The 14,703-nt window shown below is 74.8% G+C and carries 12 protein-coding genes; 7 read left to right on the plus strand and 5 right to left on the minus strand.

Annotated features, from left to right (window positions below; all coding sequences use genetic code 11):
* Positions 1–89: 89 nt before the first annotated feature.
* Positions 90–2,210, plus strand: a complete 2,121-nt coding sequence (gene rho / locus ACQPZ4_RS06420; protein WP_433057102.1) for a transcription termination factor Rho — start codon at positions 90–92, stop codon at positions 2,208–2,210.
* A gap of 65 nt (positions 2,211–2,275) precedes the next feature.
* A complete protein-coding gene (locus tag ACQPZ4_RS06425) occupies positions 2,276–2,482 on the plus strand; it encodes a DUF2945 domain-containing protein (RefSeq protein WP_433057104.1) in 207 nt (68 codons plus the stop codon).
* 3 nt (positions 2,483–2,485) lie between these two features.
* Here the strand turns inward: ACQPZ4_RS06425 and ACQPZ4_RS06430 are convergent, their stop codons facing one another.
* The gene (locus tag ACQPZ4_RS06430; protein ID WP_433057106.1) at positions 2,486–2,833 is read right to left on the minus strand and encodes an STAS domain-containing protein; all 348 of its coding nucleotides are present in this window, start codon (positions 2,831–2,833) and stop codon (positions 2,486–2,488) included.
* Between the two features lie 217 nt (positions 2,834–3,050).
* Between ACQPZ4_RS06430 and ACQPZ4_RS06435 the strand changes: the two genes are divergently transcribed.
* Together ACQPZ4_RS06435 and fxsT are read left to right on the plus strand one after the other, a co-directional pair.
* Positions 3,051–4,511: a hypothetical protein gene (locus ACQPZ4_RS06435; RefSeq protein ID WP_433057108.1), complete on the plus strand. Its 1,461-nt coding sequence runs from the start codon at positions 3,051–3,053 to the stop codon at positions 4,509–4,511.
* Positions 4,508–8,680, plus strand: coding sequence for an FxSxx-COOH system tetratricopeptide repeat protein (gene fxsT, locus ACQPZ4_RS06440; protein WP_433057110.1), 4,173 nt, complete (start codon positions 4,508–4,510; stop codon positions 8,678–8,680). Before ACQPZ4_RS06435 ends, fxsT begins: the two co-directional genes overlap by 4 nt.
* A gap of 332 nt (positions 8,681–9,012) precedes the next feature.
* On the opposite strand, the gene ACQPZ4_RS06445 is transcribed toward fxsT, so the two are convergent.
* From ACQPZ4_RS06445 to ACQPZ4_RS06460, 4 genes are all read right to left on the minus strand, one after another.
* A complete protein-coding gene (locus tag ACQPZ4_RS06445) occupies positions 9,013–10,236 on the minus strand; it encodes an aKG-HExxH-type peptide beta-hydroxylase (RefSeq protein ID WP_433057112.1) in 1,224 nt (407 codons plus the stop codon).
* Entirely contained in the window at positions 10,233–10,508 is a 276-nt protein-coding gene (gene fxsA, locus ACQPZ4_RS06450) for an FxSxx-COOH cyclophane-containing RiPP peptide (RefSeq protein ID WP_433057114.1), read from the minus strand. The genes ACQPZ4_RS06445 and fxsA overlap by 4 nt, the downstream gene beginning before the upstream one ends.
* A 230-nt stretch (positions 10,509–10,738) precedes the next feature.
* On the minus strand, positions 10,739–11,641 hold the full coding sequence (locus ACQPZ4_RS06455) for an AAA family ATPase (protein ID WP_433057116.1): 903 nt from the start codon (positions 11,639–11,641) through the stop codon (positions 10,739–10,741).
* A complete protein-coding gene (locus ACQPZ4_RS06460) occupies positions 11,642–12,718 on the minus strand; it encodes an RNA ligase (RefSeq protein WP_433057118.1) in 1,077 nt (358 codons plus the stop codon).
* A gap of 190 nt (positions 12,719–12,908) precedes the next feature.
* Between ACQPZ4_RS06460 and rpmE the strand changes: the two genes are divergently transcribed.
* From rpmE to ACQPZ4_RS06475, 3 genes are all read left to right on the plus strand, one after another.
* Positions 12,909–13,136, plus strand: coding sequence for a 50S ribosomal protein L31 (gene rpmE, locus ACQPZ4_RS06465; protein WP_433057120.1), 228 nt, complete (start codon positions 12,909–12,911; stop codon positions 13,134–13,136).
* Positions 13,137–13,228: 92 nt separating this feature from the next.
* On the plus strand, positions 13,229–14,323 hold the full coding sequence (gene prfA / locus ACQPZ4_RS06470; RefSeq protein ID WP_433057122.1) for a peptide chain release factor 1: 1,095 nt from the start codon (positions 13,229–13,231) through the stop codon (positions 14,321–14,323).
* A 123-nt stretch (positions 14,324–14,446) separates the two neighbouring features.
* A complete protein-coding gene (locus tag ACQPZ4_RS06475) occupies positions 14,447–14,656 on the plus strand; it encodes a hypothetical protein (RefSeq protein WP_433057124.1) in 210 nt (69 codons plus the stop codon).
* Positions 14,657–14,703: the final 47 nt, after the last annotated feature.

The following is a 14,703-nucleotide window of genomic DNA, read 5'->3' on the forward strand; positions in this document are numbered from 1 at the left end:
GCACGTCGAGGCGGGAGCACCCGCGGGCCGCCCGGCCACCGCACATCGAAATCGGGCCCGGCCCCGGACCTAACGAGGGAAGGAATCCATTGAGCGACACCACCGACGTCACGTCGGATGTCTCCACCGACCGCACCGCGGTCGAGGCCGACGGCGCCGAGGCCGGCGCGACGCGTCGGCGGCGCTCTGGAACGGGGTTGGCCGGCATGCTGCTTCCCGAGCTGCAGAGCCTCGCGGCCTCGTTGGGCATCTCCGGCACGGCGCGCATGCGCAAGGGCGAGCTCGTCACCGCCATCCAGGAGCGCCAGGCGGGCGAGTCCCGTCCGGCCGCCGCCGAGGCCAAGGCCACCGCCCCGGCCCGGACCAGCCGTGCCCGCAGCACCGAGGCGCGCGCCGAGGCCCCCGAGGCGGAGTGGCCGTCGGCCACCGAGGTGAGCGAGACCCCGGCCCGCACCCCTCGTCGGGCCACCCGGGCCGCCGGGCCGCCGGAGCCGCGGGCCGCGCGTGAGGAGGCCGCCGCCGAGACGGCCGAGGCACCCGCCACCGAGCGGGCCGAGCGCCCCAGCCGTTCCGAGCGCGCCACCGAGCGGGCCGAGCGCGGCACGACCGAGCGCGCCGAGCGCGGCACCACCGAGCGGGCCGAGCGCGGGACCACCGAGCGCGCGGAGCGCGGCGACCGCGCCGAGCGGGCCGAGCGCACCGAGCGCACGGAGCGGGCCGAGCGCGGCGAGCGGGCCGAGCGCACCGAGCGGGGCGACCGCACGGAGCGCGCCGACCGCGGCGAGCGGGCCGAGCGCACCGAGCGCAACGACCGCGGGGACCGCGCCGAGCGGGGCGACCGCGCGGAGCGGGCCGAGCGCAACGGCGCCGACCGGGGCGACCGCACCGACCGGACCGACCGCGGCGACCGCAACCAGCGGGGCGGCGGCGGGTTCGAGGACGACGGCGACGACGACGGCACCGGCCGTCGCGGGCGGCGCAGCCGGTTCCGCGACCGCCGCCGGGGTCGCGACCGCGACGGCGCCGAGGCCACCGGCGGCGGCGGGCGGGGCGGCAACGAGCCGCAGGTCAACGAGGACGACGTCCTCGTGCCGGTCGCGGGCATCCTCGACGTGCTGGACAACTACGCGTTCGTGCGCACCACCGGCTACCTGTCCGGCTCCAACGACGTCTACGTCGCCATGTCGCAGGTCAAGCGGTACGGCCTGCGCCGCGGCGACGCGGTCACCGGCGCCGTGCGCCAGCCGCGCGACGGCGAGCAGCGGCGGGACAAGTACAACCCGCTGGTGCGCCTGGACACGGTCAACGGGATGGACCCGGAGGAGGCCAAGCGCCGCCCCGAGTTCTACAAGCTCACCCCGCTGTACCCGCAGGACCGCCTCCGCCTGGAGACCGAGCCGCACATCCTCACCACGCGCGTCATCGACCTGGTGATGCCGATCGGCAAGGGCCAGCGCGCGCTCGTCGTGTCGCCCCCGAAGGCCGGCAAGACCATGGTGCTGCAGGCGATCGCCAACGCGATCACCCGCAACAACCCCGAGTGCCACCTCATGGTCGTGCTGGTCGACGAGCGGCCCGAAGAGGTCACCGACATGCAGCGCTCGGTGAAGGGCGAGGTCATCGCCTCGACCTTCGACCGGCCGCCGACGGACCACACCACGGTCGCGGAGCTGTCCATCGAGCGCGCCAAGCGCCTGGTGGAGCTGGGCCACGACGTGGTCGTCCTGCTCGACTCGATCACCCGGCTCGGCCGCGCGTACAACAACGCGTCGCCGGCCTCCGGGCGCATCCTGTCCGGCGGTATCGACTCGACGGCGCTGTACCCGCCGAAGCGCTTCCTCGGCGCGGCCCGCAACATCGAGAACGGCGGGTCGCTGACCATCATCGCCACGGCGCTGGTCGAGACCGGCTCCACCGGTGACACGGTCATCTTCGAGGAGTTCAAGGGCACGGGCAACGCCGAGCTCAAGCTCGACCGGAAGATCGCCGACCGGCGCATCTTCCCGGCGATCGACATCGACCCGTCCAGCACGCGCAAGGAGGAGATCCTCCTCGCGCCGGACGAGCTCGCGATCGTCATCAAGCTGCGCAAGGTGCTGCACGCGCTCGACTCCCAGGAGGCGCTGAACCTCCTGCTGGACCGGCTCAAGAAGACCCGGACCAACGTCGAGTTCCTGATGCAGATCGCGCAGACGACGCCGGGCGAGTAAGTACGGATCGACCTTTGGACGCCCCCGGAGCGCTTGCTCCGGGGGCGTCCGGGTATCAGGACGACATGAGCCGCAGATCATTGAGGCGCGGGCAGAAGGTCCGCTGGAGCTCGCACGGCCAGACCGTCAAGGGCACCGTGAAGCGCAAGCTGAGCCGGCGCACCGAGGCGGCCGGGCGCACGGTGGCGGCGAGCCCCGGCGAGCCGCAGTACGTCGTGGCGAGCGACAAGACCGGCCGCGAGGCCGTGCACAAGCCGGAGGCGCTGAGCTGAGCCTCAGCCCCGGATCTCCGTCGAGGGGTCCGGCGGGTCGATGATCTCGAAGATCTCGACCAGGCCGCTGGTGCGCAGCAGCCGGTACACCCCCGGCCCCGGGCTGCCCAGCACGACCGGCACGCCGGCGCCCTTGGCGTACTTGTACCCGCTGATCAGCACCCCCAGCGCGCTGGAGTCCATGAAGGACACCGCGGCCAGGTCGATCACCACGCGGGCCGGGCGGCCGTCGACCGCGCGCACGATCGCCGCGCGCAGGGCGGGGGCGTTGGCCACGTCGACCTCGCCCTGGACGCCGAGCACCGCGTCGCCGTGGAGGTCGCGCACGACCCGGATAGATGGTTGCGCCACGTATCGAGTATCGGGCGTCCCGCCCGGACCGGCCATCGGGGCCATGAATCCGACCTTTCGCACGCAAGACCCGCCATGCTCATAGACAGGCGTACAAACCCCAACGCATGCGCGGGTTTTCAGTGACGCTTCTCTGGCGTACGGTCACACAGATCGGAGTGGACGCCCCAGCCGAGCCGGTCGGCCTCGGCGCCGCGGACGAAGGGTAGGCGCGGCCTTGAGCACGCTTGGCTGGTCCGTCCTGACGGCGATGGCCGGAGCGCTGGGGGGCGACGGCGGCCGTCAGGACCTGTCGTCGCTGCGTACCGCCCTGGAGTCCGAGCTCGGCCTGCCGCTTCCCGGGCCGGCCGCGACCGAACCCGAGACGTTCCTGCGCCAGTGCGAGACCGTGCCCGGCGCCCTGCACGTGCTCGCGGACCTGCTCGGCGATGAGGGCTTCCGGGCGCAGGTGCGGGCGGTGCCGGTACCACTGCTGCTTGCTCCGGAACGGCGAGCCCTGCTGGCGCTGCTGACCCGCGCCGCCCACCTGCCCGTCGCCGGTCCCTATCGCGCCGCGGTCGGCGGCGCCGGACCCGACCGGCCCGCCGCCGATCCCTATCGCGCGGCGGTCGGCGGCACCGGGCCCGACCGGCCGGCGGCGGGGACCGCGCGGGAGCTGCTGCCGTACCTCGAAGGCCTGCTCCGCCCGCCCGAGCGCCCGCCGCCGCTGCTGACCTTCGTGGCCGCGCTGGCCGCCGAGGCCGGGGCCGGGCTGCGGGCCGACCTGCGGACCTGGCTGGAGGCGCACCTGGCGCGGACCGCGGCGCCCGCGGACTGGCTGGCCGCGCTGACCCCCGGCGCGGCCGCGCGCGGCTCCCGCACCGTGCTCGTGCTGCGCGTCGAGCGGGACTGGCTCGGGGACGGGTACCTCGTCGCCGCCTGGTCGCAGGCCGAGGACGGCGCCCCGGGCATCGGGATCGCCGCCGCCGAGGCCGTGGTCGCCGAGCCGGACCTGCCCGCCGAGGCCGACCGCCTGCTCGCGGCCGTGTTCGCCGCCCACGCCTCCGACGCCAACGACGTGACCGTCGAGTGCATCCTGCCCAAGTCGCTGGGCAACCTGCCGGTCGACCAGTGGCCGGTCGGCGCCGCGTTCGGGGCCGAGCCGCTGCCGCTGGGCGCGCGGCACTCGGTCGTGCTGCGCTCGTGGGAGCGGGGCGTGACGCGGGCGCTGCGGCCGTACTGGACGCGCAAGTCCAAGCGCCTCCGCGCGCACGGGCACCTGAGCGACCCGAAGGCCGTGTTCTTCCTCGACCGGCCCGAGCCGAACCTGGCCGCCCTCGGCGCGCAGCTGTGGGAGGAGCCGCGGATCTGCTTCATGCAGGAGTTCCCGCCCGGCGAGGAGCCGACCCTGGCCGCCGACGAGCTCGGCGTGGCGCTGAGCATGGGGCTGCCGGTCGCGGTCTGGTGCCGGCCCGGCTTCGACCCGGACGCCGAGGGCCGCCTCGACGACCTGCTCGACGTGTCCAGCGTGGCCGAGCTGCCCGGCCTGGTGCTGCGCCTGCGCCGCGAGGCCGCGCGGGCCCTGGGCGGCGAGCCCCGGCCCGGCCGCCACCTCGCCCTGCTCTGGGACGAGGCCGGCCGCTGGCCCGAGGAGCCCGCGGCCCGCTGGCAGGCCCCCGACGCCGAGGACCGGGGATGAATCTCGAACACCTGCGACCACTGCTGCACGGCGGCGGCTTCGAGGAGCTCGCGCTGCTGGTCGACGCGGGCCCGTCGATGCCGCTGTGGGAGCCCACGCTGGCCGAGCTGCGCCGCGACCTGGCCGCGCTCGGCGGTCCGGCGGTCACCGAGTTCCCCCTCGGGCCCGACCTGCGCCTCCCGCCCGCGCGCCGGCTGGCCCTGATCGTCACCGACGGCGTCGGACCGCTGTGGGACGGCACGCTGGGCCCGCTGCTGGAGCGCCTGGGCCGCGAGGGTCCCACGGCGGTTTTCCAGCTTCTGCCGTACCGCATGTGGAGCCGCTCCCGCCCCGCCGTGCACCGCGTCCGCCTGAGCGCACCGGGCCCGCTGGCCGCCAACGCCGACCTGCGCGCGGAGGCGCCCGACGGCCGGTTCGACCCCGCCCGCGCGGGCGTCGCGATCCCGGTGCTCGAGCTGACCCCGCGCTGGCTCGCCCCGTGGGCGGCGCTGGTCGCCGGCACCGCGACCGGGCCCGTGCCCGGGGCCGCGCTGTTCACCGGGCGCCCGGTCGAGGACCCGGCCGACGACGAGCCCGCGCCGCGCACGCCCCCGAGCGCCGAGCGGCGGGTCCGGGTCTTCCGCGCCTCCGCCTCGCCGACCGCGTACCGGCTGGCCGGGCTGCTCGCCGCCGCGCCGCTCACCCTGCCGCTGATGCGCCTCGTCGCGGCCGAGCGGCTGCCGGAGGCGCGCCCCGAGCACCTGGCCGAGGTCTTCCTGGGCGGCCTGCTCCGGCAGCGCACCCACCGGGGCCACCCCGCCGAGCACCTCGCGGGCGACGACCGGCGCGCCGGCCGGCAGCGCGCGGTGGAGCACGCCACCGAGCGCACGGTGGAGCACGCCGCTGAACGCGCGGTGGAGCACGCCACCGAGCACGCCACCGGGCGCGCGGTGGAGCACGCCACAGAGCGCGCGGGGGAGCACGCCACCGGGCGCGCGGTGGAGCACGCCACTGAGCGCGCGGGCGAACACGCCGCCGAGCGCGCGGGCGAGCACGCCACAGAGCGCGCGGGGGAGCACGCCGCCGAGCGCGCGGGGGAACACGCCACAGAGCGCGCGGGGGAGCACGCCACTGAGCGCGCGGTGGAGCACGCCGCTGAACGCGCAGTGGAGCACGCCACCGAGCACGCCGCCGAGCGCGCGGGGGAACACGCCACAGAGCGCGCGGTGGAGCACTTCGCCGGTCGCGTCACCGAGCACGTCGCCGGGAACGTCGCGGACGTCGTGGGCGATGGGCCGCGCGCGGGCTTCGAGTTCCGGCCCGGGGTGCGGGAGGCGCTGCTGCCGTCGCTGCACGCCGCGGAGGCGCTGGGCGTGGTGCGGCTCGTGGCCGATCGCCTCGGCCCGGCCGATCTGGACGCGGCCGTCGTCTCGGGCGATCCCGCCGCGCTGCGGGCGCTGGGGGAGCAGTTCGTGGCGGCGACGGTACCGGTGCTGCGGTCCCTCGGCGGCGCGCACGCCGAGCTGGCCGAGGCCCTCGCCGCCCCGCCCGCGACATCTGGCCCTCTGGCCGGATCCGGCGCGGCGGACGGTAGCGGCAGTGTGACCGAAGTCGATGTTGTGGCCAGGTTCGCCGAGCGGGCCGCCGAGCGCGAGGGGGACGGTCCTACGGGTGGCGGGGGAACGGCCGGGGAGCGGGACGTGCATGTGAAGACGCCGCAGCAGGTGCGCAACGCCGTGCCGCAGCGCAACTCCGGGTTCGTCGGGCGCGACGGCGTGCTCGACGAGATCGGGCGGCGGCTCGACTCGGGGCTGGTCGCGCTGCTGCCGGACGCCCGGCACTCGCTCGGCGGCACGGGCAAGACGCAGCTCGCGCTGGAGTACGCGCACCGGTTCGCGGGGGAGTACGACCTCGTTTGGTGGGTGCCGGCCGAGCAGGTCGCGCCCATGCGGGTGGCCCTCGCCGGGCTGGCCCGCGCGCTCAAGGTGCGGGAGAGCAACGACCTCAACCGGACGCTGCAGGCGCTGCGCGAGACGCTCGAGCGCGGCTCGCAGTACCGACGCTGGCTCTTGATCTTCGACAACGCGAGCCGGCCCGAGGACATCGAGCCCTATCTGCCCCGCGGCATCGGCCACGTGCTCGTCACCTCGCGGAACCCGCGCTGGGCGGACATGGGCCACGCGATCGAGATCGGCGCCTTCACGCGGGCGGAGAGCGTGCTGCTGCTGCGCCGCCGCTCGCCCGCGATCAGCGGCTCGCAGGCCCACACGCTCGCCGCGCGGCTCGGGGACGTGCCGATGGCGATGGAGCAGGCCGCGGCGACCCAGAACGCGACCGGCTGGACGGCCGCGGAGTACGTCGAGCGCTACGACGTGCTGCGCCGGGAGATGGGCGGCACCTCGGAGCGGCCGGAGTACCCGAGCCCGATCGTCGTGACCTGGAACCTCGCCTACGCCGAGCTGGCCGAGCGCAACCCCGGCGCGGCCCGGCTGCTGGACGTGTGCGCGTTCCTGGCCGGCGAGCCGGTGTCGTGGAACGTGCTGTGGGAGAGCCGCGGCGCCGGGCTGCCCGCGCCGCTGGGCTCGCTGGTGCGGGTGGAGAAGGCGCTGCGCACCGCGCTGCGCGAGCTGGACCGGTTCGGGCTGGCCCAGGTCGACCCGGCGCTGCAGTCGGTCCAGGTGCACCGCCTCGGGCAGCTGCTCCTGCTGGAGCGGCTGGAGGTCAAGGAGTACCCGATCTACCAGCAGGCGGCGCACGACGTGCTGACCGCGGCCGATCCGGCGATCCCGGACGACCCGGCCTCGTGGCCGCGCTACGAGGAGCTCAGCGCCCACCTGCTCTACTCGGACCTGCTGGCCGGCGCGACCGACGAGTCCCGCCAGCTCATGCTGCACTACGTGCGGTTCCTGTTCGTGCGGGGCGACCACGACAGCAGCCGTACCGTCGCCCAGCACGCCTACGACCGCTGGCGCCTGAGCCTGTCGGACGAGCACGAGGACACCCTGGCCGCGGCGTACCACCTCGCCAACGCCATGCGCGCGGGCGGCGACGCGGCCGAGGCGGCCAAGCTCAACCAGCAGACCCTGGCCACCCTGCGGCGGGTCTTCGGCGACGACGACGAGTCGACGCTGATGACCGCCAACAGCGTCGGGGCCGACCTGCGCCTGCGCGGCGAGTTCGTGGCGGCCCGCAACGTCGACCTGGACAACCTCGACCGGTACCGCCGGCTCTTCGGCGAGGCCTACCCGCGCACCCTGCGCTGCGCCAACAACCTCGCCGTCGACATGCGGCTGCTCGGCGACTTCCGGCAGGCCCGCGTCATCGACGAGCAGACCCTGATGCACCGCCGCCGGGTCCTGCCGCACCCGCACCCGGAGACGCTCTGGTCGCTGATCAGCCTGGCCCACAACCGGTTCGGCCTGGGCGAGCACGAGGTCGCGATCGAGATCCTGACCGACGCGCTGCCGCTGCACGCGGACGCGTTCGGCGAGGACCACTCGGCCGTACTGACCGGCCGCCGCTACCTCGCGATGGCCCTGCGCCGCGGCGGCGCCTACGCGCGGGCGCGCAAGGAGGCCGAGGCCACGATGGCGCTCTGGCTGGAGAAGTACGGCGACCACAGCGCCGACACCCTCTCCGCCATCCTGACCTACGCCAACTGCGTCCGCGCGTGCGGCGAGTTCGCGACGTCGCGCGCGGCGGCCCAGCAGGCGGCCGACGGGTTCACCGCGATCCTGGGGGAGCGGCACCCGTTCACCCACGCGGCGCAGGCGGCCCTGGCGGCGGCGCTGCGCGCGGAGGGCGACCCGGGCGCGGCGGGCGACCTCGACCGGCACGCGCTCGTCGGGCTGGCCCACTCCGTCGGCGCGGAGCACCCGTTCTCGGTGGCCTGCGCCATCGGCTACGCGTCGGACCTGGCGCTGTCCGGGCAGAGCGCGGGGGCGGTGATCGCGTCGCGGGACACCGTGCGGGTCGCGCAGACCTACGGGGCGCAGCACCCGGCGCTGCTGGTCGCGGTGTTCAACCACGCGCTGGACGTGCGGTCGGCGCACCCGTCCGGCGACGACCGGGGCACCGTGGGCGCGGCGGCCGAGGCGCTGCGCCGGCGGCTGGGCGACACGCACCCGGCCACGCTGACCGCCTTCGCCGGGCGCCGGCTGGAGTTCGACATCGAGCTGCCGGCCACCTGATCAGACCGCGTGCGCGGCGCTTCGGGCGCCGCGCGGGCGTCGCTTTCAGACCGCGTGCGCCGCGCGGGCGTCGCTTTCAGACCGCGTGCGCCGCGCGGGCGTCGCTTTCAGACCGCGAGCGTCGCGCGGGCGTCGCTTTCAGACCGCGTGCGTCGCGCGGGCGCGGTGGTGGGCGGTCTGCGTCGCGCGGGCGGTGCTTCAGACCGCGTGCGTCGCGCGGGCGCGGTGGTGGGCGGTCTGCGTCGCGCGGGCGTCGCTTTCAGACCGCGTGCGTCGCGCGGGTGCGGCGGTGGGCGGTCTGCGTCGCGCGGGCGCGGCGGTGGGCGTCGTTCTCAGATCGCGTGCGCCGCGCGGTGGGCGTCGAGGGTCGCCAGGGCCTGGCGGCGGGCGTCGGCCGGGACGGAGTCCGGCAGCCAGGAGTCCAGGTGCGCCCGCATGCCGTCGACCAGGCGGCGCCCGGCCGGGCTCAGCGCGTCGGACGCGTGCAGCGTGTCCAACGTGGACGCCACCGCGACCCGCCAGCGGGTGAACTCCACGGCGGAGAGGTCGTCGGTGGTGCGCTGGTACTCGGTGCGCCAGAAGTCGGCGATCGCCAGGTGGGCGTAGCAGCCGTGCAGCAGCGCGCCCGCCGGGCGGGGGTCGGTGCGCCAGGGGGCGTAGTAGCGGCGCGCGGGCGCGTCCGGGCGCAGCATGTCGTGGAACAGCAGCAGGGCGTTGAGCTTGCCGTGCTGCTGCTCGTGGACCAGCCCCGCGGCCAGCCGGCGGGGGTCGGGCGGGCGGGCCAGCGCGGCCGCGCCGAACGCGTCGCGCGACGTGGCGCTGCGGCCCGCCGCCGCGAGCGGGACGACCGAGGTCAGGCAGCGGGCCATCGACCGCACGTGCCAGGGGTGGTGCTCGGCGAGCAGGGCGCCCGCCGCCGCCGCGTCCGCGCGCCACGCGGCGGCCTCGGCGGGGGAGAGCCGGTCGGCGAGCGGGAGGTCGTAGACGCCGCGGTACGGGTCCAGGTCGTCCAGCGCCAGCCGCAGCGGCCCCACGTCCAGGCGGCGCAGCCCCAGCCAGCCGGGGGCGTCCTGCGCGGGGTCGGCGGGGACGGCGACCGGGCCGACGGCGAGCCGGCCCGCGGCGACGGTCACCGTGGCGTCGGCGTCGGCGTCGGTCAGGGCGGTGCCCAGGGCCGGGATCGGCACGCGACCGCGCGGCGCCGGCCAGGTGGCGTCCAGGCCCGCGGCGACGGCGGCCGCCGCGGCCACGCCGTGCAGGTGGTGCAGGTCGGACCCGGCCGGCGCGCCGGTGAGGCAGTGCAGGGCCCAGGCCCCGACCTGCGGATGCGCCAGCAACGCCCGGGTCGCGGCCGGATCCCGGCGGTCCGCCTCCGCCAGCACGCGCGCGGCCTCGGGGGCCACGGCGCGGGCGCGGTGGGCGACCTCGCGGACCAGCAGCACGTGCTTGGTGACCTGGCCCCCGCGCAGGGTGTCCAGCACCCGGTCGCTCCCGCGCCCGGTGGCCAGGTCGTCCAGTTCCGCGGCCCCGATGGCCAGCGGAGCGGGGCCGTTCACAAGCTCGAGTTGAAGCCGGCGACCGTTTCGTGGGGCTCGTCGACCTCGCTCAGCACCCGGCGAATGGTGTGAGCCAGCACACCGTCGCCCAGCGCGCCCAGGCGGGCGGGGTCGCGGAACGCATCGAGGATCGACTCGTCACGCAGCGCATCCAGATTGGGTGAGCCGGGACCGGGAGGGCTGTCCGGATTGCCGGATAGGTCGGTCAAGACCGCATACAGCCGGTCCTGGTTGTCCGTTTTGCCGCCATCCCCCACAAGGCCTGCCTTCACTGGGTGTCACCCATGTCTATCATCCGCGGCGACCTTCCGCGCGCCCGCGCCGAGCGTCGCGGCGCGAGGATTGTGCATGAACGTCCGAGCCCGCGGCAATCGACAGGCGTCGCCGCGGGCGCTCCGTGCCAAATTTGATCCCCGGAAACCTTCAATGGCCAGCACTGAGCAGGGTTCTCCACGATGATTGGACGCGCCGGGACCCCGAAAGGGACCAACGCACCCGCGAATCAGAAGTCGCCCTCGGCCACCTGGAAGACGGTCAGGCCCAGGTCCCGCCACATCCGCACGACCTGCATGCGGTCGTCGAAGACGCCGATCACGTGGTACCGGCTGCGGATCTCCTTCTCGAAGATCTCGCCCTTGACCACCGAGTCGCGCCGCTGGTCGCCGAACTCGCGCATGAACAGCGCGCGGTAGGGGACGCCCACGTGCTCGGCCAGCCACACCTCTGTCGCCGCGCGGGCGTCGTCGCTGCGGCCCGAGCAGAAGACGATCTCGTGCCCGGACGCGTGCATGGCGCGCACGGCCGCGATGACCGGCTCGTTCGGGCGATCCTCGCAGACGCGGCCCATGTCGTACGGGCTGCGGCCGCTCATCAGCGCCACCGTCCCGTCGATGTCCACCAGGACCGCGCGCGGGGCGTCCGGCGGCGGCTCGTAGGCGGCGGCGTGGGTCTCGTCCAGCACCGGCAGGGGCAGCGGCAGCGGGCGGCCGGCCAGGTACCGCTGGTGCATGGTGCGGATCACCGCCTCCCCGACGTGCCCGTCGCCGGTGCGCAGGGCGTCGCGGCGCACGCACTCGTCCACCGGCACGTCGGTGAAGTCGCGCACCACGAAGTGCGCCTTGCACCGCGCGGCCAGCTCGGCGAACTCGCGCACCACGCGGCCGCGCAGGTTCGTGTCGTCGCAGACCACGTCCGCGCCCGCGCGCAGCAGGGCCTCGACCGCGGCGTGGTGCGCGGCCGTGACCTCGCGCTCGGCCCGGCCGCGCCGCTGCTCGTCGGCGACCAGGCCGCCGTGCATCATGCGGCGCAGGTCGTCGCGGTTGACCCGGGTCAGGTGGCGCTGCTCCTTGGCCCAGGTGGTCTTGCCCGACGCGGGCAGGCCCCGCGTGATCGTCAGCGTCGCCATCTACGCGACCTCCCCCTCGTCGTCCCGCGGCGTGGCGAGCGCCGGGCGCACCTGCTGCCACAGCAGGGCGCTGTAGTCCTTGTGGTCCAGGCGCAGGAACAGGCACCCGCGCCGCGGGCTGCGCGCCACCGCCAGCGCGAAGTCCTTGCGCGTCCAGCCGTCCGGCAGGCTGGTCACGACCTCGGCGTACTCCCGCTCCACATCGGCCGTCAGCGCCTGCACCGAAGCCGTCAGGCCCGCCGCGATGTCCATGGCCCACGCGTGGAACTCGTCCGGCAGCGGCTCCAGCAGCTCGTCGAGGCCGTCGGCCAGCATCGCCTCCCACACGACGCGGGCGTTGAGGCCGGTGACGATGCGGTGCAGCCGGACGTACTCGGAGTACTTGATCTTCACCCGCGTGTCGGGCCCGGTGAAGTGCACGACCAGCCCCTCGCGGTTGTCGCGCGGCGGGGCGGCGAGGGCCTCGGCCAGCGTGGCGAAGCCGAACGACTCCACCACCGGCCCCGGCCAGCCCGGCACCGCGGACGGCCCGTGGCTGCGCCCTGTCGCGATGTCCACCGCGCCCAGCAGGACGAGGTCGTCCAGGTCGCCGTAGTCCAGCACGATCCGGTTGCCGGGGTAGATGATCTCGAACAGCAGCGTCAGGCCGGCGGGCGGCTCGAAGCGGCCGGCGTACCGGCGGCTCCACAGCTTCGTCGCGTGCCGGGCCTGCTCGGAGTCGAACGAGCCGCGGGTGGCCAGCGCCCAGCCGTCCGGCGTCGGGAACAGGACACCCAGGGAGCCGTCGGCCTTGTCGGTGACCGCCACCGGGCCGTCCAGGTCGAGCGCGGGCGCGCCGGGCTGGCCGTGGTTGAAGAACTTCGCGAAGGGCCGCGCCAGCACCCGCCCGTCGCGGGACACGACGAGGCCGCGGCACGCCAGGGTGGCCGCGTTCCACACGTTCTCGTACTGCGCCTTCTCGGTGTAGTTGTGAATCACCAGCGGCAGCGAGGGGTGGGTCTGGGTGCGCACGTACCCGCCGGTGACCATGTCGGCCAGCAGCGCCGGATCGCAGAGTTCATCGATGTGGATGTTCATAGCGCGGTACAGCGTAGGTGAGCCGCGCACCCAGGAGCCATGGGAATACGACCGGTGGAGAGGGCGTTGAAGGGGCTGGTCGGGAACGCCAGGAACGCACATGGCAGACTTGACCGACGGCCATCACCGGTTCCGGTTCACGCCAGCGACACACGGCGACCCGGCGACCACCGACGAAAGGACCACGGCCATGAAGCCGGACATTCACCCGCAGTACGCGACCACCGAGGTCACCTGCTCCTGCGGCAACTCCTTCACCACCCGCAGCACCGCCAAGGGCGGTCAGATCCACGTGGAGACGTGCTCCGTCTGCCACCCGTTCTACACGGGCAAGCAGCGCGTGCTCGACACCGCGGGCCGGGTCGCGAAGTTCCAGCAGAAGTACGCGAAGGTCCAGGCCAAGAAGGCCGCCAAGTAGCTGCGTTTCCGGCGCCCGCTCCGCGTCCCCTCACCGGGGTCTGCGGGCGGGCGCCGATTCTGTGTCCAGGGACTTTCTCACCAGGAGGGGACATGACCGCCGACAACCGGCTCGCCACGCTGTTGGCGGAGTACCAGGAGCTCGAGCAGAAGCTCGCCGACCCGAGCATCCACGCCGACCAGGCGCAAGCCCGCAAGACCGGCCGCCGCTTCGCCGAGCTGTCCCCGATCGCCAAGACGGCCGGCGAGCTCACGCAGACCCGCGAGGACCTGGCTGCGGCGCGCGAGCTGGCCGCCGAGGACGCCGCGTTCGCCGCGGAGGCCGACGAGCTGGCCGAGCGCATCCCCACGCTGGAGGAGCGCCTCGCCGAGCTGCTCGCGCCGCGCGACCCCAACGACGCCAAGGACGTGATCCTGGAGGTCAAGGCGGGCGAGGGCGGCGAGGAGTCGGCCCTGTTCGCCGGCGACCTGCTGCGGATGTACCAGCGCTACGCCGAGCGGCACGGCTGGGTCACCGAGCTGCTCGACTCGCAGGAGTCGGACCTCGGCGGGTTCAAGGACGTGGCCATCTCGATCAAGACCCGCGGCATCCCCGAGGGCGGCAACGGCGTCTGGTCCCGGCTGAAGTGGGAGGGCGGCGTGCACCGCGTCCAGCGCGTGCCGGCCACCGAGTCGCAGGGCCGCATCCACACCTCCGCGGCCGGCGTGCTGGTCACCCCGGAGGCGGAGGAGACGGGCGACGTCGAGATCGACCAGAACGACCTGCGCATCGACGTCTTCCGGTCCTCGGGGCCGGGCGGGCAGAGCGTCAACACGACCGACTCGGCGGTGCGGATCACCCACCTGCCGACCGGGATCGTGGTCTCCTGCCAGAACGAGCGCTCGCAGCTGCAGAACAAGGACCGCGCGATGCGGATGCTGCACGCCAAGCTCGTGGCCCTGGCCGAGGAGCAGGCGGCCGCGGCGGCCGGGGACGCGCGGCGCTCCCAGGTTCGTACGGTCGACCGATCCGAGCGCATCCGAACGTACAACTTTCCGCAGAACCGGATCTCGGATCACCGCATCGGTTACACGGCGTACAACCTCGATCTGGCCCTCGGCGGAGACATCGACAGCGTTCTGGATGCGCTGGCCGAGGCCGACCGCAAGGCCCGCCTCGCCGGCGAGGACCAGCTCAGCCGAGGGTGACGGGGGTCTAACGCCGACGTCACATCCCGGAAACGGTGCCGGTGCACCCTGGTCTCGGGTAGCGTTCACGCGGAAACCGAACGGCACCCAGCGTGATCACCGCCACACCCCGGGAGGGATGCCATGCCGTCGTCATCGACCCCAGTCGACATCTCCGCGGCCCCGCGCGCCGTGGTGAGCACCGCCGCCGAGCTGATCTACCGCGTCGGCCGCTCGGTGCTCGGCGCCGACAAGGTCCCGACGGCCAAGGCGAACGCGTGGGCGGCCGTCTGCGCCGACCAGGAGCGAGCCCGCATCCGCGAGGAGAACGCGCGCATCGTCATGGCGCGCTGACCTCAGCAAAGCCGGCAACAGCATCCTCAGCAACAGCGAGCCAAAAG

Source organism: Dactylosporangium sp. CS-033363 (assembly GCF_050942475.1).
Classification (GTDB): Bacteria; Actinomycetota; Actinomycetes; order Mycobacteriales; family Micromonosporaceae; genus Dactylosporangium.

Coding starts and splice junctions, on each gene's coding strand:
- ACQPZ4_RS06425 (WP_433057104.1), top strand. CDS start 2,276: ATGAGCCGCAGATCATTGAGGCGCGGGCAGAAGGTCCGCTGGAGCTCG.
- fxsT (WP_433057110.1), top strand. CDS start 4,508: ATGAATCTCGAACACCTGCGACCACTGCTGCACGGCGGCGGCTTCGAG.
- ACQPZ4_RS06455 (WP_433057116.1), bottom strand. CDS start 11,641: ATGGCGACGCTGACGATCACGCGGGGCCTGCCCGCGTCGGGCAAGACC.
- ACQPZ4_RS06460 (WP_433057118.1), bottom strand. CDS start 12,718: ATGAACATCCACATCGATGAACTCTGCGATCCGGCGCTGCTGGCCGAC.
- rpmE (WP_433057120.1), top strand. CDS start 12,909: ATGAAGCCGGACATTCACCCGCAGTACGCGACCACCGAGGTCACCTGC.
- prfA (WP_433057122.1), top strand. CDS start 13,229: ATGACCGCCGACAACCGGCTCGCCACGCTGTTGGCGGAGTACCAGGAG.
- ACQPZ4_RS06475 (WP_433057124.1), top strand. CDS start 14,447: ATGCCGTCGTCATCGACCCCAGTCGACATCTCCGCGGCCCCGCGCGCC.